Annotated in this window: 19 protein-coding genes and 1 riboswitch; of the genes, 8 read left to right on the plus strand and 11 right to left on the minus strand. The window is 36.9% G+C overall.

Going from position 1 to position 21,719, the window contains the following annotated elements:
- Positions 1-324 precede the first annotated feature (324 nt).
- Positions 325-1,197 (minus strand): Cof-type HAD-IIB family hydrolase, encoded by an 873-nt coding sequence (locus ACLBWW_RS20570; RefSeq protein WP_098079886.1) that lies wholly within the window; start codon positions 1,195-1,197, stop codon positions 325-327.
- Positions 1,198-1,331: 134 nt separating this feature from the next.
- Between ACLBWW_RS20570 and ACLBWW_RS20575 the strand changes: the two genes are divergently transcribed.
- Positions 1,332-1,949, plus strand: a complete 618-nt coding sequence (locus ACLBWW_RS20575; protein ID WP_048545626.1) for a DNA-3-methyladenine glycosylase — start codon at positions 1,332-1,334, stop codon at positions 1,947-1,949.
- Between the two features lie 152 nt (positions 1,950-2,101).
- On the opposite strand, the gene alsD is transcribed toward ACLBWW_RS20575, so the two are convergent.
- Positions 2,102-2,860, minus strand: a complete 759-nt coding sequence (gene alsD / locus ACLBWW_RS20580; protein ID WP_048545628.1) for an alpha-acetolactate decarboxylase — start codon at positions 2,858-2,860, stop codon at positions 2,102-2,104.
- A gap of 16 nt (positions 2,861-2,876) precedes the next feature.
- Complete coding sequence (gene alsS / locus ACLBWW_RS20585) at positions 2,877-4,565, minus strand: acetolactate synthase AlsS (RefSeq protein ID WP_048545630.1); 1,689 nt, start codon at positions 4,563-4,565, stop codon at positions 2,877-2,879.
- Positions 4,566-4,964: 399 nt separating this feature from the next.
- Between alsS and ACLBWW_RS20590 the strand changes: the two genes are divergently transcribed.
- Entirely contained in the window at positions 4,965-5,522 is a 558-nt protein-coding gene (locus ACLBWW_RS20590; RefSeq protein ID WP_048545633.1) for a DUF1700 domain-containing protein, read from the plus strand.
- A 24-nt stretch (positions 5,523-5,546) separates the two neighbouring features.
- Positions 5,547-6,143, plus strand: coding sequence for an NDxxF motif lipoprotein (locus ACLBWW_RS20595; protein WP_048545635.1), 597 nt, complete (start codon positions 5,547-5,549; stop codon positions 6,141-6,143).
- Positions 6,144-6,184: 41 nt separating this feature from the next.
- On the opposite strand, the gene ACLBWW_RS20600 is transcribed toward ACLBWW_RS20595, so the two are convergent.
- Together ACLBWW_RS20600 and ACLBWW_RS20605 are read right to left on the minus strand one after the other, a co-directional pair.
- Entirely contained in the window at positions 6,185-6,541 is a 357-nt protein-coding gene (locus ACLBWW_RS20600) for a YlbF/YmcA family competence regulator (RefSeq protein ID WP_048545636.1), read from the minus strand.
- 141 nt (positions 6,542-6,682) lie between these two features.
- Positions 6,683-7,819 carry a DUF445 domain-containing protein gene (locus tag ACLBWW_RS20605; RefSeq protein ID WP_053078528.1) on the minus strand — a complete coding sequence of 379 codons (1,137 nt, stop codon included), beginning with the start codon at positions 7,817-7,819 and terminating at the stop codon, positions 6,683-6,685.
- A 134-nt stretch (positions 7,820-7,953) separates the two neighbouring features.
- Here ACLBWW_RS20605 and ACLBWW_RS20610 point away from each other — a divergent pair, with 134 nt between their 5' ends.
- Complete coding sequence (locus ACLBWW_RS20610) at positions 7,954-9,006, plus strand: YheC/YheD family protein (RefSeq protein ID WP_048545641.1); 1,053 nt, start codon at positions 7,954-7,956, stop codon at positions 9,004-9,006.
- Between the two features lie 20 nt (positions 9,007-9,026).
- A complete protein-coding gene (locus tag ACLBWW_RS20615; protein ID WP_048545643.1) occupies positions 9,027-10,487 on the plus strand; it encodes a YheC/YheD family endospore coat-associated protein in 1,461 nt (486 codons plus the stop codon).
- Positions 10,488-10,503: 16 nt separating this feature from the next.
- On the opposite strand, the gene ACLBWW_RS20620 is transcribed toward ACLBWW_RS20615, so the two are convergent.
- Complete coding sequence (locus ACLBWW_RS20620; protein WP_000510463.1) at positions 10,504-10,749, minus strand: hypothetical protein; 246 nt, start codon at positions 10,747-10,749, stop codon at positions 10,504-10,506.
- A 437-nt stretch (positions 10,750-11,186) separates the two neighbouring features.
- Here ACLBWW_RS20620 and sasP point away from each other — a divergent pair, with 437 nt between their 5' ends.
- A complete protein-coding gene (sasP, locus tag ACLBWW_RS20625; protein ID WP_000013349.1) occupies positions 11,187-11,390 on the plus strand; it encodes a small acid-soluble spore protein, SasP family in 204 nt (67 codons plus the stop codon).
- A 51-nt stretch (positions 11,391-11,441) separates the two neighbouring features.
- Here the strand turns inward: sasP and ACLBWW_RS20630 are convergent, their stop codons facing one another.
- The 5 genes from ACLBWW_RS20630 to ACLBWW_RS20650 form a co-directional block, all read right to left on the minus strand.
- Positions 11,442-12,176 carry an amino acid ABC transporter ATP-binding protein gene (locus tag ACLBWW_RS20630; RefSeq protein WP_000623593.1) on the minus strand — a complete coding sequence of 245 codons (735 nt, stop codon included), beginning with the start codon at positions 12,174-12,176 and terminating at the stop codon, positions 11,442-11,444.
- A gap of 28 nt (positions 12,177-12,204) precedes the next feature.
- On the minus strand, positions 12,205-12,903 hold the full coding sequence (locus ACLBWW_RS20635; RefSeq protein WP_033657688.1) for an amino acid ABC transporter permease: 699 nt from the start codon (positions 12,901-12,903) through the stop codon (positions 12,205-12,207).
- Positions 12,890-13,687: an amino acid ABC transporter substrate-binding protein gene (locus ACLBWW_RS20640; protein WP_046957228.1), complete on the minus strand. Its 798-nt coding sequence runs from the start codon at positions 13,685-13,687 to the stop codon at positions 12,890-12,892. The genes ACLBWW_RS20635 and ACLBWW_RS20640 overlap by 14 nt, the downstream gene beginning before the upstream one ends.
- A gap of 271 nt (positions 13,688-13,958) precedes the next feature.
- Positions 13,959-15,959: an ABC transporter ATP-binding protein gene (locus ACLBWW_RS20645; RefSeq protein WP_098222788.1), complete on the minus strand. Its 2,001-nt coding sequence runs from the start codon at positions 15,957-15,959 to the stop codon at positions 13,959-13,961.
- Complete coding sequence (locus ACLBWW_RS20650; protein ID WP_048545647.1) at positions 15,956-17,716, minus strand: ABC transporter ATP-binding protein; 1,761 nt, start codon at positions 17,714-17,716, stop codon at positions 15,956-15,958. Before ACLBWW_RS20650 ends, ACLBWW_RS20645 begins: the two co-directional genes overlap by 4 nt.
- A 590-nt stretch (positions 17,717-18,306) precedes the next feature.
- On the opposite strand from ACLBWW_RS20650, the gene gapN reads away from it, so the two are divergent.
- Complete coding sequence (gapN, locus tag ACLBWW_RS20655; protein ID WP_087985762.1) at positions 18,307-19,746, plus strand: NADP-dependent glyceraldehyde-3-phosphate dehydrogenase; 1,440 nt, start codon at positions 18,307-18,309, stop codon at positions 19,744-19,746.
- A 178-nt stretch (positions 19,747-19,924) separates the two neighbouring features.
- Positions 19,925-20,112: riboswitch (Lysine riboswitch) on the plus strand.
- A gap of 146 nt (positions 20,113-20,258) precedes the next feature.
- On the plus strand, positions 20,259-21,683 hold the full coding sequence (locus tag ACLBWW_RS20660) for an amino acid permease (RefSeq protein WP_098721468.1): 1,425 nt from the start codon (positions 20,259-20,261) through the stop codon (positions 21,681-21,683).
- The last annotated feature ends 36 nt before the right edge of the window (positions 21,684-21,719 follow it).

Consider the following 21,719-nt stretch of genomic DNA (forward strand, 5'->3'; position numbering starts at 1 on the left):
ACTCACATTAACTTAAAATAATCCATTTAAATAAACCAAAGAAACTCTACAACGAATTAATAACATTACTACAATTCATTTTTGAAATAATACGTGAACGAAACTATCATGCGGAAATGTTTTTACTTATGGGAGCTCAATAAAATTAATCTGAAGAATATTTCATGTGGTGTAACTTTTTTGGCAACATCATCCACTTTACAACAGTTTTCTAAAGGATTCAAGTGAATTGTATAGATTTCAGACACAATTAACTCGAGTAAAACGCTTTCAACCTTAGGATAAAACCAAAAGAAAAACGTAGCAAAAAGCTACGTTTTTCTTTCATCGTTTCGGTGTATTTTTATGATTCTTCAAAAATGGAAGCGGAAATTGCTTACGGAAATGTTCTTTAATCATATACTCTACACCGTTCTCACTATTTGAACGTGTAATCCAGTCAGCTGCTTGTTTTAGCTCTACAGGTGCATTTCCCATTGCTACTCCGAGCCCTACATTTTCAATTATTTCTAGATCTTCTAAACTATCTCCAATCGCAACCATTTCGTTTAGCGAAATATTTAAATGCTCTCCAAGCAATTGTAATCCGCGTAATTTTGATACATTTTGCGGCAAGATTTCTATTCGTTTTGAATCACACTCAATATACTCTATATCTTGGAATGCTTTTCGTAATGTATTTAGCCCTCGTTCTTTTTCACCTTTACTTTGGAAAATCACATCAATTTTCGGAGCAGCTACTGGATGATCACGAAGCGCATCACCTAACGAGTCTACAAATTGAACCGGATAAAATAACGGATCTGCACTCGATAATACAGTACGCGCAATTAAGTTTGGTGTATTTCTCTCCCGATTTCCGATTGAAAACCGTTCATGAGAAATGCGGACGTTACAATCGAAGTGCTCTAACACTTGCACAATGTTAAACGTCTTCTCTTCCGATAACCTTCTTTGAACGTACGGCTTATCTAACGTTGCTGAAACGAAAGCACCGCCATGTGTCACTAATATAGAATCTAATTTTAAAGCCTTTGCTACTTTATGAGCAGACTGAAAATTACGGCTCGTAAATAATGTAACGTATACGTCTTTTCTTTTCACAAATTCAATTGTTTCTCTTAATCCTTTTGCAATTTTTCCGTTGTTGTATAGTAGTGTCCCATCTATGTTAAGAGCTAGTAAGCGATAAATCATGTCGCACTCCCCCTCTTCGCTGTTGTACTCTATCCATAATTTATGAAATAAATGTAGCAAATAGAACGAGTTAGAATTACTACTGAAAATTTGGTTTACTATATACATATACACTCAGTAAAGGAGATAGTACAATGCAGGCACCTCCTTCCTTTTATGAAGGCGATACGTTAGAAATAGCAAAGAAATTAATTGGGCAGAAGCTTGTTCATATTGTAGACGGAATAAAGCGAAGCGGAATCATTGTTGAAGTAGAGGCATATAAAGGTCCCGATGATAAGGCCGCACATAGTTACGGCGGCAGACGGACGGATCGCACGGAAGTCATGTTTGGTGCACCAGGGCATGCTTACGTATATTTGATTTATGGTATGTATCATTGTTTTAACGTCATTACAGCGCCAGTTGGCACCCCACAAGGTGTTCTCATTCGAGCCCTTGAGCCAGTAGACGGGATTGAAGAAATAAAACTTGCACGATACAACAAAACCGACATTACAAAAGCGCAGTATAAAAATTTAACGAACGGCCCTGGTAAACTATGCCGTGCCCTCGGAATTACTTTAGAAGAACGAGGTGTATCGTTACAAAGTGATACATTACATATTGAACTCGTCCCAGAAGAAGAACACATATCATCACAATATAAAATAACAGCAGGACCTCGTATTAACATCGACTACGCAGAAGAAGCTGTGCATTATCCGTGGCGTTTTTATTATGAGGGGCATCCGTTTGTTTCAAGGAAATAAACGATATCAACGATTTTCCGAATATATCTATCGTAACTTACAATATATCAACGATTTTTCAAATATATCTATCATAACTCAAAATATATCAAAGATTCGACAAGCAATATTAATAAAAGAAGACTGTTCCACAATGGAACAGTCTCTCCCTTTTACTCCGCACCTTCCGCAGTCGCAATATTATCCTCTAAGTTTTCTCTTGATAATTCAGCCGTCATAAAGTCAGCTGTTTCTGGAAGTGCTAAATGCATATGAGCCTTTTGGCAAATTTGGATCGTACAGTTTTCAACAACATAATCGAAAACATGTCCGCCTCCGCTTCTTGCATCATCAATGTAATGTAAATGGAAACCAGCTACACCAATACCTTGCGCGTAATCTGGTGTCCAAAATCCAGCAAGCGTGCCTTCTGTATGTTTAAATGAAAAGATTGGTTGTGATTTCGTCACTTCAACGAGCGGTGTATACGGTTTTTCTTGTCTTGGAACAGTTCTCGTTCTTACTTCACGGAACGTACCGTCCATTCTAATAGCGTAAAATAAGTTTTTACTTGGCATTAATTCATGTAATAATGCCTCAACTTCTTCACGATTCATCGGACGCTCTACTGTATAACTCATTTCTTTTTCAAAAAATGTTACCGTCGCGAACGGTGTTGTTTCTTTCGGTTCTACTTTTTCTGCTGAACCGTCTGAACGTAAATGATAAAATTCGTTATCAAATGCAATCATTTCTCCATCTAATTGATCAAATGTGCCGATGCCGAAATCACCACGTTCTTTTAGTTCCTCAAAGCTAATCACACCATCGTATATACCATCTAATAGCGCAAGCATTGTAGATGTTTGATATACTTCATTACTCGTTTTCGTTCTTTTTGCATCAATATCAATGAATTGTGCAACAGTCATCTCAATCATGCCTCCATTAGTTTAATTGATTTGGTAATAATTTTTCGCTTAATTTAATGTTGTCACGGTAGTCAATTGGAATATCAATAATGACAGGACCTTCTGCTTCTAACGCTTCTCTCAATACACCTTCTAATTCATCTGGTGTATTGACACGAAGACCTAACGCCCCGAAACTTTCCGCATATTTCACAAGATCAACATCGCCAAACTCAGTAGCTGATGTTCTGCCGTATTTCATCATTTGTTGGAACGCAACCATATCGTACGTACCATCTCTCCATACGAGATGTACAATTGGAGCATTTAAACGTACCGCTGTTTCTAATTCCATCGAAGAGAATAAGAAACCACCATCACCTGACACGGAAACAACTTTCTTGCCCGGTTCAACTAAAGTAGCAGCAATTGCCCAAGGAAGTGCAACACCTAACGTCTGCATACCGTTACTAAATAATAGTCTACGTGGTTCATAAGAACGGAAACATCTTGCCATCCAAATAGAATGGGAACCGATGTCACATGTAACGGTTGTATCGTCACTAATTAAAGAACGAAGTGTACGAATCACTTGAAGCGGATGCGTAACACCTTCTGAAGCACGGTTTGGAACTTCTGCTTGTTCTGATAATTTCGCACGTAATCGTTCTAACACTGCTTCTGATTTCGAACTTAATACAAGTTTCGGTAATTTTTCTGCAATGCTATTTACAGTTAAAGCAATATCACCAATTAATTCGCGCTCTGGTTGGTAATCATGGTCGATATCTGCTTGATGGTCATCAAGATGGATAATCGTTCTGTCTCCAAGTTTATTCCAGAATTTCGGATCATACTCAATTGGGTCATAACCGATCGAAATAACAAGGTCTGCTTCTTCTAGTAAAATATCACCTGGTTGGTTACGGAATAATCCAACACGGCCGAAGAAATGATCTTCTAACTCACGCGAAATTGCACCAGCTGCTTGATATGTTTCAACGACAGGAAGTTCTGTATCCGCAATTAATTCACGAACGGCTTTCGTCACTTCATTTGTGCTCGCTCTCATACCGAGTAAAATAACTGGTAATTTCGCCGATTTTATTTTTTCTACTACATATGTAATTTCATGTGTGGGAGCGATTCCAAGCTGTGGCTTAGAAAGCGCACCGATAGACTCTACAGTCGTTTCAGCTGTCATAACGTCTTGCGGCAGACTTACTAAAGTAGCGCCTGGATTAGTGGAAGTCGCACTTCGGAATGCATTTGATAGTGCTTCTGGCACATTATCAGGATGCTCTACTTCTACGCTATATTTTGTGATTGGTTCGAATAGTGCAGCATTATCCATAGATTGATGCGTACGTTTTAATCTATCTGTACGCGGAACTGCACCAGCTAAAGCAACAACGGGATCACTCTCCGCATTCGCAGTAACAAGACCTGTCGCTAAATTTGATGTCCCTGGTCCTGAAGTTACAAGACATACGCCCGGTTTCCCTGTTAATCTACCAATAGCAGCTGCCATAAATGCTGCATTTTGTTCATGACGACAAACAATTAACTCTGGTCCTCTTTCTTGCAGTACATCAAATACAGAGTCAATCTTCGCTCCTGGAATACCGAAAACATGTGTAACACCTTGTTTAATTAAACAATCAACAACAAGATCTGCTCCTTTTGTTTTTGTCTTCACGTCGTTTGCTTTTACACCTGTACTCAAACTAATCATTCCTTTATTTCATAATGTGTGTAATAAAGATTTTTAATTTCACCTGGTTAATTAATGTGGTGAAGTATTATTTATCATTATATTACAAATGCATTATTTTTCCAACAATATGAATTTGACATCATTTTGACAACCAGTAAGGAATACGCTTACAACCCTTTATTTATCCTAAAATAATATTTTTAAAACTTCTCTAAAAATGTACAAAAAACTTCCATCTTGTCACAGTATTAAAAACATCACAGTACCTTGCAAAGAACACTAGTAAATGATATATTTGTAAATATTGGAATACCCATTAATTGGAACGCACTTTGTAATTCGTATCCCCCTTTCAAAATATAGCATTCTCAACTTTAATCCATCATTCTATAAAGGAAAGTGATTGTTATGAAGAAAAATGAATTTTTGGAACAACTTAGTTCTTCCCTGCAGAATATGCCTAATGCAGAAAAGAAAGATATTATTTCAGAGTATGAAACTCATTTTATCAGTGGTAAACAGGATGGGAAATGTGAAGAAGAAATTGCTAGAAAACTAGGAAACCCTAAAACGATCGCGAAAGAACTTACTGTTTCCTATGCAATACATAACGCTGATAATAAACGAAGCTTTAAAAATATGATAACCGCACTATTTTCTGTTATGAGTTTAAGTGTTTTAAACTTTACCTTTATCATTATCGCCTTTTTCGTACTACTCTTTTTATTACCGATTCTTCTAGCACTTATCATTGCTACTCCATTATTAATCATGTCACCTATTTTATTAATAGGGTTAGGGTTTTTTAAAGGGTTTCATCAAATAAGTTATTCCGATGTTTATAATGTGTTCATCGCTTTTTGCAGCGGTTTACTCATATCCGTCATATGTTATCAAATGATAAAACACCTATACGCAGCTTTAGTTAAGTACTTGAAATGGAATATAGCTATTTTACAAAGATAATAATGAATATAAAAGGAGATTAAAATGAAGAAGTATACTTTATATCTACTCATGTTACTTACAATTTTATTTCTATCAGCTTGTTCAAACAGTGCGCAACCTAAGGAAGAAAACGATGTACAATCTATTAAAGATGTTACGATTAAAATTCCAGAAACTATATTTAGTTCCTCAAAAAAGAATGAAATTATTGATGAAGATGAAATGAAACAAAATATAAAAACGTATTTAAATTATAGCGGAGAGTTATACGAAAACATCGTTCAACTTTCGTCAGCCATGTCTGATGAGAATGTCATGGAATCCGACCGAAAGAAATTACAACAACTTGTAGATTTAGCGCAACAAAACGATGCGAACTTCCATGATTTTATTAGTAACAATACGATCCCTGATGATTACAAACAGCCTTCGAAGGAAATTCATGATTACATTTCAGCATCTACAGCACTTTCAGTAGAGCTAGAGCAAGAATTAGATAAACTCGCGCAAGATGGTAACTTATTCAAAACTGATTTTTCTTTTACAAAACGCTTTGAGAAAGTGAATGGTAGGAAGCAAAAAGAAATTGAAACATTTTTGAAGGAAAAGAATATTAAGACGGAGTATTTCCACAAATAACAAACAAAAAAGACGCCCCTATACAGGGGCGTCTTCCACTATTACGCTTGTTGTTGCGCGTTATATAATTCTTCAAGTGGCTGCATGATAATTTTGTTAACGTCAGTGATAACGATGTTTAGGCGTTGTTCAGTTTCCATTAACTTTGTGATTTTAGCATCTTGTTGAATGCGAGCTACCACTTCTTGTGCTTTTTGGTTATCTTCTTCAGTGATTTCTTGACCTTGCATCATTTTTTGTTGTAGGCCAAGTTGCATTGTGCGGAACTCATCGAATAAGTTCTTTGAATTTGCATCACCTTGTACTGCTGCGTAGCTTGCTTTTAATGTTTGGAAATCTTCGTTTTCAGCGATTGCTTTTTGTAATTCATATGCAACATCATGAATGTTTTTTGTCATTTTATTTTTCCTCCTTTAGAAGGCTAGCGCTTGTCATGCGCACTGCCTTTTCAGTGCATTTACATACGCACTCTTCTTACCATATCAAACTATGCAAGAGATGTGAAGAAATTTCACTTTTATTTCTATGTACTTACCTTATTATTTAAGAAACAACAGTAATAATCCTTGCACAATTCCAATCATTCCGCCTAATAAGGCACCTAAATACGTAATCATTTTTAGTTCATTTTTTGTAATGGACAGCACTAAACCTTCTAGTCTCTCCGTTGAAAATGTGGAGACTTCTTGCTGGACAATTTCAGCCAAGTGGAGATTATTTAGTATACTCGCTACGTTTTCTGCTCCCCACTTCAAGCCTTTCGTTACTGCACTTGGAACTACCTTTTCCATAATTGTTTCTCGAACTGGCTCACATACTTGCTGCACAGATTGATTTAAAAATTTACTCACTGTTTCTTCAACTTTAACCGCTGACAATATGGAGCTTACAATCATTTCTTTTTCTACAAACGTTTCTACTTCTTTTACATCTCTTCCTTTTAACTTTTCCCACTCTTTTTGCAGTACGTCAGTTAAAAGCTGCTTTGTTCCATCTTGCCCTAAAAACTTAATGACTTCTGGCTGCACACGATCCACTACACTTACATTCCCTAAAAACATTCCGACTAAGTTAAGTAGCGTTCCCCTAGAAGCAAAGAAATCATCAATCATTTTTGAAAGACGTGCTTTCCCTTCTTCACTCTCAAAGAAATTAATTCCTCGCTCTAAAATAAATGCCGAGACATTTGGGATTGTATTCTCTATTTTTTCATGAACAGAATGAGGTAAAGCCTGTTCCCATGTATATGTATAATACTCTGCTAAAAATGCCTCTATTTTTTCTGTAATCACATGTTCGATTTTCCCGGTCGCCTCTTTTTCTACATACGCTACATTCCATTTTTCTAACATATGTCGTAACGACTGTTCATTCGTAATTACTTTATCCACTTCTACTTGTGTCCATTGAATTAAACCTTTTTGAAACTCTTCATTTGTTAATTTCTTTCCGATTCCTTCTGGCGTTAACAAATGTTCGACAACCATTTTTCCTAATTGAACAGCAAGTTCATCACGGCGCTTCGGAATTAACCCTGGTGTAAATGGAACTTGAAATTTTCCAATATAAATAGGGCGATGAGGACGAAATAACATTTTTATCGCTAAATGATTTGTAAATCCTCCAATAATCGCTCCGAGCCCTGTCGTCGTTAACATACTTAACCATATATTCATTACAATCAACCTTTCGCTTCTCCAAAACTATAGCATATCATCATACGGACAAAAGTATAATGGTATAAAAACGTATTTGCAATATATAGCTCTGCTTATTATGCCAACATTTTGTTAGTAAAGGAGTGATTTCGTTGGTTCTCGGTATTTTAACTTCTCACCCTCATTATGAGCAAATGTATTACACCGAAATCGCTAAACGCGCTCGGCTTTATCATAATGTCGTTGCCCAGTTTACGCCATTTGGTATTGATCCTAAAACAGACCTTGTCTCTGGTCTGATTTATGATACAGATACAGGAAAATGGAAAGAGCAAATATTCCCTATTCCTTCTTATATTTACGATCGTTCTTCTTTTAACGAGGAAACAGACTTCAATAAAGCACAATCAATTATTCACTCATTACACAACCGTCCTACCACTACCTTTTTAAATAACACACTCATTGACTTAAGCGAACTTCATGATTTATTTCTCACGAATAAAAAATTATCTCCTTATATACCAAAATTTGAAATAGCAACGATACAAAACATTTTCAAACTGTTATTAAAAACAAAAGATATTATTATACGGCCTACTAGCACACATTCCAATGAAAGTCTGTACCGGATCGCTTATAAAAATAAAACGTTTCATATCGATACGATAAATGATGACTATCATACTTCTACTCCAATCAAACGGACAGATGAATTTATATCTTGGTACAAATCTAACATACGATCAGCACGTTACATCACCCATACAATGCTACAACCACCCAATCAATTAACATACCCGCTTCATATTCGAACCATTTTGCAAAAAAATAAAGAACAGAAGTGGACTGCTATCGGCCAATTTATACAAAAAAGCTCATTTCCGAATCAACTTTTACTTTCGGCAACAGATGATTCCTCGCTGCATTCATTTTCAAAAATTAAATACGTACTATCTAGTACAGGTGTACAATTATTACAAGACGCTTTACATGACATTATAAATGAAGTGTTTCAAACATTAGATGAATCTTATTCTTCGTTATTCGAGCTAGAGCTTTCCACCATTATGGATCAAAAAGGGGCAATTTGGCTTATGTATGTCAACACGATTCCCCCGTACGAACATTACATTCGTCATAGTGATGCACTAGCCGAAAAAATATATCACGGACCACTAAAGTTTAGTCGCTTCACACCATAATGAAAGGAGGTAACACCATTTTGAAAGAGCACATATATACATTAAACATTTCAGATGAGCATCCAAATAGTATTACTTTACCTTATATTTTTTCCATTACACCACCAATTGCATCTCTTTCCTTCGGCGTACGCCATGTTGCAAGTGAAGAGGTGAAAATTCATTATTCCTTTACTCGCGAAATCATTATCGGAAAACAAATTGCAGAGAAACTTTTACTTCCTCATTCCACTACTATCCATGCATTCACGCAAAATGAAACCATTATTTTCGGACCATTAATCGGGATTTTTACAACTGGTTTTAACGATGACTCTTCTAATCCTTTAGGAAACCGTTCAACTTCTCTTGGCGAGTTACTAACGCCACCATTCACCTTACGACCATTTGTATTCGTTTTTGGTGTGCAACATATAAACTGGGAAGACGAAACAATTGAAGGATATTTCTTTCAAGAGGAACAGTGGATAAAGAAAAAAGTCCCTTTACCGAATGTCATTTACGATCGATTACCAAATCGGAAAGCCGAAAATTATAAACCGATCGTAAGAGCAAAAAGAAAGTTAGAGCATGACTATGCTATTCCATGGTTTAATCCAGGCTTTTTCAATAAATGGGAAGTGCATCAACTTCTTATGAAAGATGAATCCATTATTCCCTTATTACCAAATACGGAAGCTTTTCAACACTTCGAACAAGTAGAACGCTTTCTTGGCACGTATAAATCTGTTTACATGAAACCGATACACGGTAGCTTCGGGAGAAACATTCATCAAATATTTTACTCTCAAACAGAGAATTGCTACTACTGTCGTTATCGCGAAAATGAAGAAAATAAACTAAGAAAGTACCAATCATTAGAAACGCTTCTGAACCATGTATTAAAAGGACATGATTTAAAAAAGTTTATCGTACAACAAGGTATTTCCTTACTTCGCTTCGATGGGCAACCTGTTGATTTTCGCATTCATACAAATAAAAATCATTTTGGCCAATGGATGGTCAGTGCAATCGTTGCAAAAATTGCGGGCAAAGGTAGCTTAACAACGCATGTAAATAGCGGTGGCGATACGAAATTACTGCAAGAACTTTTTCCGGATTCAACGAAACAAGTTCAAATTGAAAATAAATTAAAACATACAGCCTTACAAATCAGTTACGCGCTCGATGAACAAGTAACCGGAAATATTGGAGAAATTGGTTTTGATATCGGCTTAGACTCGCAGGAAAACCCGTGGCTCTTTGAAGCAAACTCTAAACCTGGGCGAACTGTATTCCAAGATGAAAAGTTAAAAGAACAAAGTGAACTGACGCGCCAATTATTTTACGAATATGCCATCTACTTAACTGAACATTCTTTGCGCGATGCAAAAGAAAAAATGGCTCAAATAAAATCCGGAACTCCATCAAACACCGAACATATCCCATCCCCTATGATTCACTCACAAATACGAAAACAAAAACTTCCACCTCATTCATAAGGTGGAAGTTTTCTATTTACACAAGTTTCACTACAACCTCTGTTTCCACATTACACATCCCGCAATAAAAAACATGATTGCAGTACTCTTGTGAATTACTATGTGTTAAACCATCTACTGCACTTAATAATTCTTGATCCATATACGCACTATAATCGTCTATGTAATCTACAGTTTTCCCATAATCTTGGAGTATACCTTGGCAATTTTGACAAGAATATGTTTGTGATTCTAATGCGTTGCAAAGCGGGCAAATTCCCATCACGATTCCTCCATACGTTATCATTTACAAGCAGATTGAAGAGAGCATCTAGCCGTGCATAGGAGCGTCCTGTCCCCCTACTTAAAATAGAACTATAAAGTTGCTACCGATTTAATTTTAGTAAGTCATAAATAAGAAGTTAATGATTTGCCCCACAATAGCGGGATACAAAAAGAAAAACATATTTCATATCGCTCTTAGTTTAGCCTTCTTTCTAAAAAATACAACGATTACTCTTATTTCATAATTTACGAAATCACTAAGATTTTTTTACAAAATTTACAAATTATTATTTCGTATATCTTTCTAGGTAACATCCATACTATGAGTACAAACTTAATTACCGATGGATTAGCGCCAAACGGGGCGATAATCTGGTTCAAATCCAGCTAGTCCAACCAAAAAAATTTTTCTAACTCTAAGGAGGATATATTCCTATGGCAAACCAAAGTTCTTACAATCAATTAGTAGTACCAGGAGCAACAGCTGCAATCGATCAAATGAAGTACGAAATCGCTCAAGAATTTGGTGTACAATTAGGGGCAGATTCTACGGCTCGTGCTAACGGTTCTGTTGGTGGAGAAATTACAAAACGTCTAGTTGCAATGGCTGAGCAAAGCCTTGGCGGATTCCAAAAATAAATATATATGGCAAAAAGGTCTCAAGGCATATGCCTTGAGACCTTCCTTCATTTATTGCAACATTTGTAAAAACTTCTTCGTACGTTCTTCTTTTGGATTTGTAAATACATCTTCTGGTGTACCTTGTTCGACAACGACACCGCCATCCATAAAAATAACACGGTTCGCAATTTGATGTGCAAAGCGCATTTCGTGCGTTACAATCACCATCGTCATGCCTTCTTTAGCAAGTTCTTTCATTACTTTCAGAACTTCTTGAACAAGTTCAGGATCAAGTGCTGACGTCGGTTCATCAAATAGTAATACTTCCGGCTCCATCGCAAGCGCGCGAGCAATTCCAACGCGCTGTTGTTGTCCGCCTGATAATTGGAACGGATATAAGTCTACTTTATCTGCAAGACCAACTTTTTCAAGGAAATAGTTTGCTTTTTTCTTCGCTTCTTCTTTCCCCATCTTTTTCACTGTAACGAGCCCTTCCATTACATTTTGAAGTGCTGTTAAATGCGGAAATAGATTATGGTGCTGGAATACCATACCTGTTTGCGTACGAAGATTGACAATATCTTTCTTCGATACTTTTTGAGAGAAGTCGAGCTCTTTATTACCGATGCGAATATTACCAGCGTTCGGCGTTTCTAACACGTTGAGACAACGCAGGAATGTCGTTTTACCAGATCCCGATGGCCCGATAATAACAACAACTTCCCCCTTCTCAACTGATAAATCTATATGTTTTAGTACGGTATTATCTCCGAAACTTTTTTGTAAATGTTGAATTGAAATCATAAAAACAAAAACTCCTTTTATGAAAGGGTTATTTTAGAGTGTAACGTTCTGAACGTTTTTCTAATATTTGTTGCACAATAGATAATAAGAAGCAAATTGCCCAATAAATTAGACCTGCTTCGAAATAAACAATTAAAAACTCATAGTTCATTGCCGCAATTTCCTGCGCTTTTCGGAACATTTCTGTTACTAAAATTAACGATGCTAATGAAGTATCCTTCACTAAACTAATAAATGTATTCGAAAGCGGCGGAATAGATACTCGCGTTGCTTGCGGTAAAATAACACGTTTTAATGCTTGCGGGTATGTCATCCCAATTGTGTAAGCTGCTTCCCACTGTCCTTTCGGGATTGAAAGGATAGAAGCACGAATAATTTCAGATGCATACGCACCAACATTTAACGAAAATCCAATAACTGCTGCTGTATATGGCTCAACTTCAATATTAAGAGTTGGAAGACCATAGAAAATAATAAATAACTGTACAAGAAGTGGTGTTCCGCGAATGATAGATACATAGATACGAGCAATCCATTGTAAAATACGACTACCTGAAATACGTGCAAGCGCTGTTAACGTCGCAAGTATAATCCCGATAATAAATGTAATAAGCGTTAATGGAATTGTCGTAAATACAGCTTCCTTCAGCATAGGCATGAAGGAAGACTGCATAATATCTATCCAAGTAGACAATCGATCTGAAACCAACGCACTACTTAGATACATTTTCACCGAACCATTTTTTCGCTATTTTATCGTACGTACCATCTTTTTTCATATCTTCTAACGCTTTATTTACTTCTTGTACTACCTTGTCGCTACCTTTACGGAATAAGAATCCACTTTGTGACGCTTCTTTTTCTGTATCTACAATTTTAATTTTTGCATCTTTTTTCGTTTCTAAATAATTTAACACTGATAATTTATCATTAATTGTGAAATCAACACGGCCAGTGTTTAATAATTCTGCAGCTTGGCTAAAGCCTTCTACATTCGTAATTTCTGCACCATTTTTCTTAGCAATATCTGCATAGTTACTTGTTAAAGATTGTGCTGCTTTTAATCCTTTTACATCAGCAAATGTAGCAGGTTTATCTTTATCCTTCGCAATAACTAATACCGCTGAAGATGAAACATATGGGCTAGAGAAGTCATATTTCTTTTGACGATCTTCACGAATACCAACTTCATTCGCAACCATGTCGAAACGTTTTGCATCTAGACCAGCAAGTAAGCTATCCCATTGTGTTTCTTTAAATACAGGTTTTACTCCTAAACGTTTTGCAACTTCTTCTGCTAATTCAACGTCAAATCCAGTTAATTTATTACTTGAATCGTGGAATGTGAACGGTGGATATGTACCTTCTGTTCCAATTACAAGTTCACCACTTTGTTTTATCTTTTGTAACGCATCTTGATTAGCTGTATCTTTTTTCTCTTCTTTACCGCAGCCCGCTACAATCCCGATTGCTAATGTAGTTACTGCAAGTACTGAAAATAATTTTTTCATGATGGTAATCCTCCAAGTATTCTGATAGGAATTTAAAAACTATATTGATTGTATGCAATCTTGAACAATTTTTCAATGAAAATGTTCTTATTTAGTTTATCCTTTTTCTTCATAATCAAACAAAAGGGGAAAATAACGCTACATACAAAAAATAAGTAACATTTTTTAATATAGCATTTATAAAGAAAAAGGTAAAACAATACTTCTTATTTAACTGCCCTGATTCACTAAAAAAGAACTTGTGAAAATCACAAGTTCTCCTCCATACATATTAAGCGCTCTGGTTTCCTTCCATTTGCGTTTTGTACATATCGTAATAACGCCCGCGCTTTTTCATTAGTTCATCATGAGAGCCTTTTTCTAAAATCGTTCCTCTATCAAGCACAATAATTTGATCTGCGCTTTTAATTGTGGAAAGACGATGAGCGATAATAAATGTCGTTCTTCCTTTTTTCACAACTTCTAACGCTTGTTGGATCATCGCCTCTGTTTCTGTATCAATACTAGACGTTGCTTCATCTAAAATTAAAATGGCTGGATCAAAAGCGAGTGCTCTAGCAAACGAAATAAGCTGACGTTCTCCGGTTGAAAGTGTGCTTCCTTTCTCCGTAATTTCTTCATCTATATTGTTCGCAAACCGTTCAGCGCCAACATCACGCAATGCTTTTACGATGCGATCTTCTGAAATTTTTTCATTCTCTAAGCTTACATTAGAAGCGACCGTCCCGCTAAATAAAAACGGATCTTGCAGTACGATTCCCATATGTTCACGCGTTGCTTGTTTTGGCATCGCTTTTACATCGTGACCATCAATCGTAAGCTTCCCTTTTTCAAACTCATAAAACTGGAAGAGTACATTCATAATAGAACTTTTTCCTGATCCAGTATGACCGACAAGTGCCACTGTCTCTCCTTGTTTCGCTTCAAAAGAAATATTTTTTAGCACTTCATCTTTTCCATTATAAGAAAACGACACATTATCAAACTTCACATTTCCTTGTAGGCGAGGCATACGTTCCTCTTCTACTGCTTCCCCTTTTTCCTCTAACAATTCAAAAACACGTTCTGATGCAACACGCGATTGTTCTAAGTTAGCAAGCTGATTTACCATATTTGTAATTGGCGAGAACAATCGTGTTAAATAATCAACGAACGCATACAATATCCCTAGAGAAATGACGCCTGAAGCACTTAATGAAGCACCACCAAAATACCAAATCACACCTGTGAAAGCGATATTTCTTAATACAGACACTAAATTATGAGAAGTTGCTGCATTTAAATTCAAAATTTTATTTTGATACTTAAAATAATCGCCATTTAATTCTTCAAACTCTTTCTTCGTTTCACGCTCTTGACGAAACGCTTGAATAATCGGCATCCCTTGAATAGATTCATTCACTGTTCCGTTAATATCAGATAAACGTGAGCGCATTTTATGATTGTATACAGACGCATACTTTCTATAAAGAATTGCCCAAACAATTAAAATCGGGATGATAAGTAAACATAACGTCGCCAACTTTACATCGAGTAAAAATAGCGCAGCGAATATCCCGATAATATAAATGATACTAGAAACGAATGTCGCCAGTACCGTTACGTATAAATCACGAATGGCTTCCGTATCATTCGTAACACGCGATACAATTTTCCCTGCTGGTAAATGATCGAAATAACGAATCGGCAACGTTTGAATATGAGAAAAGACATCTTCCCTCATAATTTGAATAATTTTGTTCGCTGCCTTCTGTAGGAAAAATTGCTTTCCGTATGCAAATAATGAGACAACTACTAATAAAGCGAAATAACCACCACCAAGTAATAATAGGGGGTTTATTTCTGGTTTATAAAACGCAAACACTTCTTCTTTCGTTAATGCTTTCGCTTTATACACTTGCACTGCCTTACCATTTTGGACGGTAATCATATCATCTTTTACAGTACGTGACCCTTCATCATTCACTTTATTCGGTACAAAGTAATATTGAAAACCGACTTGCATCACGCGTACTTCTTTTCCTTTTTTCTCACCTTCCTGGAAGCGATCACTTCGCTTATAAAAGGCGCCATTATACGAAACAGCCTCTTCACTCTTTTCTGTTTCATACCAAGGTTTCTCTATCCCGACGATATGATCGTCAATCATCGTTTTCGCGACGAAAGGACCAGCAAGCTCTGCAATAACGAAAATAAATAACATTAGCATCGCTGCAAAAATTGTCCCTTTTACTTTCATCGCATATTGAAACAATCGTTTTGAAACGCTCATATTTTCACCCCACTATCCGCACTTTCATTTTCCCCTTGTTGTCTTTCAAACTGCTCAGCATACCAGCCTCCGCTTTGAATAAGCTGTTCATGCGTACCCTCTTCCATTACTTCTCCTTCATCCATAACGAGAATCCAATCCGCATGTTGTACGGCAGATAAACGGTGCGTCGTAATAATCGTCGTTTTTCCGCTTCTTTCTGTTCTTATATTTTCAATGATCGCTGCTTCCGTACGAGCATCAACAGCTGATAAAGAATCGTCCAAAATTAAAATTTCTGGATTTTGAATGACAGCTCGCGCAATTGAAATCCTTTGTTTTTGCCCTCCTGATAAAGAAACACCCTTCTCTCCAACGAGCGTTTCTAACCCTTCTGGTAAAAACTCTAAATCCTTTGTAAACGCCGCAATTTCAATCGCTTTCTCGAGTTCTTCTTCCGTCGCTTCTCGGTTTCCGAATAAAATATTTTCCCTCGCTGTTTTTGAGAACAAAATATGTTCCTGAGGTACATACCCAATCCATCCGAGTACATTTTCATTCGTTATGTTATCTAACGTCACATCAGAGACTGCAATATCCCCATCTCCAAGTGGGTATTGACGAAGAAGCTGGCGTACGAGCGTCGTTTTTCCGCTTCCTGTTTTTCCAACAACCCCAAGCGTTTCCCCTTGTTTTAATGTAAATGAAACCTTTTTTAAATTTGTTTCAGTTGATGAAGGATATGAAAAGGTAACGTCATCGAACTGAATATAATCCGGCTCTTGTACAAGCTTTGGATTTTTCGGATCCTTGACATCCGGTTCATACGCTAACGTTTCATTCACACGGTCTAATGAAGCATTTCCTCTTTGCATAACATTAATTAATTCGCCAATTGCAAACATCGGCCAAATCATCATCCCTAAATACACGTTAAATGAAACAAGTTCACCAAGTGTTACCTTTGATTGAAATACAAGATACGCGCCATACACTAAACCAATTAAATAACTAAGACCAACAAGCATTTTCACAGTTGGCTGGAATAATGCATCGATTCTAGCTACTTTCATATTTTTTTCGTATACGTCATCTCCTAAATGATGAAATCTTTCCTGATCCGCGTTCTCTTGTACGTATGCACGAATAACGCGCACACCAGCGATCGATTCAAGTACTTTATCATTCATATCTCCGAACGCATCTTGCGCAACTGTAAATCTCTCATGCAATTTCTTTCCATATATGTTCATCGCATACGCCATAATCGGAAGCGGTATAAGTGCCGCAAATGTAAGCTCCCAACTAATTGTAAATCCCATCATAAAGACAATCGTAAGCATATATAAACTCGAATCCACGAGCGTTAATATACCGAAACCAGCTGTCATAGCAATTGCTTTTAAATCATTTGTCGCTCTCGCCATTAAATCACCAGTACGATTTTTATGATAAAACGTCGGTGTCATCTTAAGTAAATGCCCCATAAATTTAGAGCGCATCGTCTTCTCCAGTACGAATGCTCCCCCAAACAATTGATGTTGCCAAACGAAAGTAAGACCATATCCAATTACCGTAACCCCTATTAAAATAAGAATAAATTGCATAATTGCTGCATTCGTTAACGTTCCTGTTTTTATATTATCAATCGTAACCCCTAACACTTTCGGGGGAATGACTTCAACTATATTTACAATTAAAAGAGCTCCAATGGCGATACTATATCTCTTCCAATGCTCTTTAAAAAACCATTTTAACTTTAGTAATACTGATAACAATGTAACCTCTCCCTTCTCGTTCTCGTTTCACTCCCATTTCTTTACCCACTATCCAGATCCATCACATTTACATTTCGTAATCCATACAGTCTCATCACATTTTTCCACCTTCCAAATTTTTATATAGTAACGTGGAAAATAAACAAAAAAAAGCATACCGCCGCTTGACGATATGCACAAAAATGCATAAAAGCGTACGTTACGATATACGCAACGTACGCTTTTTATAAGACAAAGATGCCTTATATATCCGCACGGGTTGCGTAATGATATGAATGTTTTCTGCCATTTAACAGAGCTAAGCCCATCACATTTACGATTACAATCATTACGCACACCCCCTTCATTTATTTTCCATTTATAATCTTACAACTTTATTGAGTATTCTGTCAATTGTTTTTTTTACAAACCGAATAAAAATATACGCTACATCATTTTGAAATAAGGGAATCTTCTGTAAGAAAGGGCATACAAAATAAAAAAAGAATAAGAAATCGTTTTCACAAACATTTCATTTGAAAAATGTTATCAAACACCCTACAATCACCTTATACTCACTCTTACAAGTTGCTATTTTAGGAGGACTAATCATGACAACTAGCAATACGTACAAATTTTATTTAGACGGAGAATGGAGAGAAAGCTCTTCAGGAGAAACAATCGAAATTCCATCTCCATACTTACACGAAGTAATTGGACAAGTACAAGCAATTACTCGCGGAGAAGTAGATGAAGCAATTGCATCTGCAAAAGAAGCTCAAAAATCATGGGCGGAAGCTTCTCTACAAGATCGCGCAAAATATTTATATAAATGGGCTGATGAGCTCGTAAATATGCAAGATGAAATTGCCGATATCATTATGAAAGAAGTCGGTAAAGGTTATAAAGATGCGAAGAAAGAAGTTGTTCGTACAGCTGATTTCATTCGTTACACAATCGAAGAAGCTCTTCATATGCACGGAGAAAGCATGATGGGCGATAGCTTCCCTGGCGGAACGAAATCTAAACTTGCGATCATCCAACGCGCACCCCTTGGTGTTGTATTAGCAATCGCACCATTTAACTACCCAGTAAACTTATCTGCTGCAAAACTTGCACCAGCATTAATTATGGGTAACGCTGTTATTTTCAAACCAGCAACTCAAGGTGCAATTAGTGGTATTAAAATGGTTGAAGCACTTCATAAAGCTGGCCTTCCAAAAGGTCTTGTAAACGTAGCTACAGGACGCGGTTCTGTAATTGGTGACTACTTAGTAGAACACGAAGGCATCAATATGGTATCGTTCACAGGTGGTACAAACACAGGTAAACATTTAGCGAAAAAAGCTGCAATGATTCCACTTGTATTAGAACTTGGTGGTAAAGACCCTGGTATCGTTCGTGAAGATGCTGACTTACAAGATGCTGCAAACCATATCGTAAGCGGTGCATTCTCTTACTCTGGTCAACGTTGTACTGCTATTAAACGTGTACTTGTACACGAAAACGTAGCGGACGAGCTTGTTAGCTTATTAAAAGCGCAAGTAGCTGAGCTATCAGTTGGATCTCCAGAACAAGACAGCACAATCGTTCCATTAATCGACGACAAGTCTGCTGACTTCGTTCAAGGCTTAGTTGACGACGCTGTTGAAAAAGGTGCAACAATCGTTATCGGTAACAAACGTGAGCGTAACTTAATTTACCCAACATTAATCGACCACGTAACAGAAGAAATGAAAGTTGCTTGGGAAGAGCCATTCGGCCCAATCCTTCCAATCATCCGTGTTTCTTCAGATGAGCAAGCAATTGAAATTGCTAACAAATCAGAGTTCGGCTTACAAGCAAGTGTCTTCACAAAAGACATTAACAAAGCATTTGCAATTGCTAACAAAATCGAAACTGGTTCTGTTCAAATTAACGGACGTACAGAGCGCGGCCCTGACCACTTCCCATTCATCGGTGTAAAAGGTTCAGGTATGGGCGCACAAGGTATTCGTAAGAGCCTTGAGTCTATGACACGTGAAAAAGTAACTGTATTAAACTTAGTTTAATCTTATATGTAGAAGCTGATCTAATTTTGGATCAGCTTCTTTTTATATCAAATAATTATTCATTCCTAATAACAAACTCTTCTCTATAATCTGATTATTACTATATCCATTGACGTATAAAAATTCATTTGTTACTCTTAAAGACGTTAATTTAATATTTAAATCCTCATTCGTATCTCGGTGAGGTAGAGGTTGCAGTCATTAAGAGTATCATTTCAGGAGATGTAGTGGCATTGATGAAGGAATGAGAAAGGAATGATTGCCGAAGTAAGCCCGTGTCCACCATGCACGCTTGCTGGGTCTGCATTTAATAAGTGCAGAACTGTCACAAACGAAACGTTTCGTTTGTGGAGAGCTATCGAGAGGTATGTCGTGGGTTTCTTATAAGATAGAAAGCATGTAGCGGCAAATTACGTGCTTTTTTTGTTTTGTTTGGGACTTCTCTTCTCTACTAAGAAGACATACATATCTCCTCGCTTGACTTGGTTATACTAACTTTGGAGGTATTTTCTATGCAACAAAAAAAATGGGGCTTTTGGGTATTAACAGCTTTCGTTGTCGGTAACATGGTTGGCGCTGGTATTTTCATGGTGCCAAGTACGTTGGCACAAACAGCAAGCCCTCTCGGTGTCACTTTAGCTTGGTTAACAACAGGGTTTGGTGTTTTAATGCTAGCTCTTGTTTTCGGTAATTTAGCAATTCGTCGTCCTGATTTAACGACAGGACCACAAAGTCATGCATATGCTTTATTCTCAACACCAAAAAAGAAAAAAATGGCTGGTTTCAGTATGGTATGGGGATATTGGGTTGCAAACTGGGCAAGTAACGTTGCCATCATTACATCTTTCGCGGGATATTTATCACTCTTTTTCCCAATTATGAAAGATACACGACTACTCTTTTCAATCGGCTTGTTCGATATAGAAGTCGGAAAACTAATTACATTTACGATTTGTTCCATCTTACTTTGGGGAACTCATATTATATTAACAAACGGTGTAAGCGGAGCTGGAAAGCTAAACTTCTTAGCAACAACAACGAAAGTAACTGGATTCCTTTTATTCATCGTCGTTACTTTATTTGCATTCGAAGCTTCTAAGTTTGGACAATGGTACACACCGATGATCGATAAATCAGGTGTATCACACGGCCTTCTTTCACAAGTAAACTTAGCTGCTCTTACAACGCTTTGGGCATTTATCGGAATTGAATCGGCAGTACTTTTATCAAACCGTGCTACCTCTCCTAAAACAGTAAAACGCGCAACAGTTGCAGGATTACTTATTACAGTTGCGATTTACTTAGGAATTACAATTTTAACAATGGGTGTACTTCACGTTGATAAATTACAAGCTTCTGAACGTCCATTAGCAGATGCATTAAACGCTGCAATGGGTCATGGCGGCGGGAAACTGATGGCATTACTTGCTCTTACTTCCCTATTCGGTTCTATATTAGGCTGGATTTTATTAAGCTCAGAAGTACCGTATCAAGCAGCAAAAGAAGGTTTCTTCCCTTCCTTCTTCACAAAAACAAATAAAAAAGGAAGTCCAATTTACTCATTACGATTAACAAACATTATGTCGCAAGTGTTCTTATTCTCAACATTATCAGGAACTATTGCGGAAGCTTATACATTCGTTATTACCGTATCAACACTGGCCTACCTCATTCCATATCTCGTTTCACCAATCTTCCAGTTAAAACTAGTCGCAACTGGTGAAACATATAAAAATGAAATGCGGGCAAGAATTACAGATGGCATAGTCGCAGTGATCGCACTTTGCTACGCACTATGGGTTATTAAAACCGGCGCATCCGATATAAAAACGTTCCTTCTCGGAATTGGTTTATTCGTAATCGGCTTTGCCTTCTATCCATTAATGAATCGTGATCAGAAAAAAAATAACGAAAAGAAAAACGAGCAAGTTGCATAACGCAATTTGCTCGTTTTTTCTTTTATAAAACATATA

Source organism: Bacillus sp. M5A3_1b (genome assembly GCF_053345335.1).

Excerpts from the sequence above, each read along its gene's own strand:
- ACLBWW_RS20570 (WP_098079886.1), bottom strand. The coding sequence starts at position 1,197 with ATGATTTATCGCTTACTAGCTCTTAACATAGATGGGACACTACTATAC.
- ACLBWW_RS20575 (WP_048545626.1), top strand. The coding sequence starts at position 1,332 with ATGCAGGCACCTCCTTCCTTTTATGAAGGCGATACGTTAGAAATAGCA.
- alsD (WP_048545628.1), bottom strand. The coding sequence starts at position 2,860 with ATGACTGTTGCACAATTCATTGATATTGATGCAAAAAGAACGAAAACG.
- ACLBWW_RS20590 (WP_048545633.1), top strand. The coding sequence starts at position 4,965 with ATGAAGAAAAATGAATTTTTGGAACAACTTAGTTCTTCCCTGCAGAAT.
- ACLBWW_RS20595 (WP_048545635.1), top strand. The coding sequence starts at position 5,547 with ATGAAGAAGTATACTTTATATCTACTCATGTTACTTACAATTTTATTT.
- ACLBWW_RS20600 (WP_048545636.1), bottom strand. The coding sequence starts at position 6,541 with ATGACAAAAAACATTCATGATGTTGCATATGAATTACAAAAAGCAATC.
- ACLBWW_RS20605 (WP_053078528.1), bottom strand. The coding sequence starts at position 7,819 with ATGAATATATGGTTAAGTATGTTAACGACGACAGGGCTCGGAGCGATT.
- ACLBWW_RS20620 (WP_000510463.1), bottom strand. The coding sequence starts at position 10,749 with ATGGGAATTTGCCCGCTTTGCAACGCATTAGAATCACAAACATATTCT.
- sasP (WP_000013349.1), top strand. The coding sequence starts at position 11,187 with ATGGCAAACCAAAGTTCTTACAATCAATTAGTAGTACCAGGAGCAACA.
- ACLBWW_RS20630 (WP_000623593.1), bottom strand. The coding sequence starts at position 12,176 with ATGATTTCAATTCAACATTTACAAAAAAGTTTCGGAGATAATACCGTA.
- ACLBWW_RS20635 (WP_033657688.1), bottom strand. The coding sequence starts at position 12,903 with ATGTATCTAAGTAGTGCGTTGGTTTCAGATCGATTGTCTACTTGGATA.
- ACLBWW_RS20640 (WP_046957228.1), bottom strand. The coding sequence starts at position 13,687 with ATGAAAAAATTATTTTCAGTACTTGCAGTAACTACATTAGCAATCGGG.
- ACLBWW_RS20645 (WP_098222788.1), bottom strand. The coding sequence starts at position 15,959 with ATGAGCGTTTCAAAACGATTGTTTCAATATGCGATGAAAGTAAAAGGG.
- gapN (WP_087985762.1), top strand. The coding sequence starts at position 18,307 with ATGACAACTAGCAATACGTACAAATTTTATTTAGACGGAGAATGGAGA.
- ACLBWW_RS20660 (WP_098721468.1), top strand. The coding sequence starts at position 20,259 with ATGCAACAAAAAAAATGGGGCTTTTGGGTATTAACAGCTTTCGTTGTC.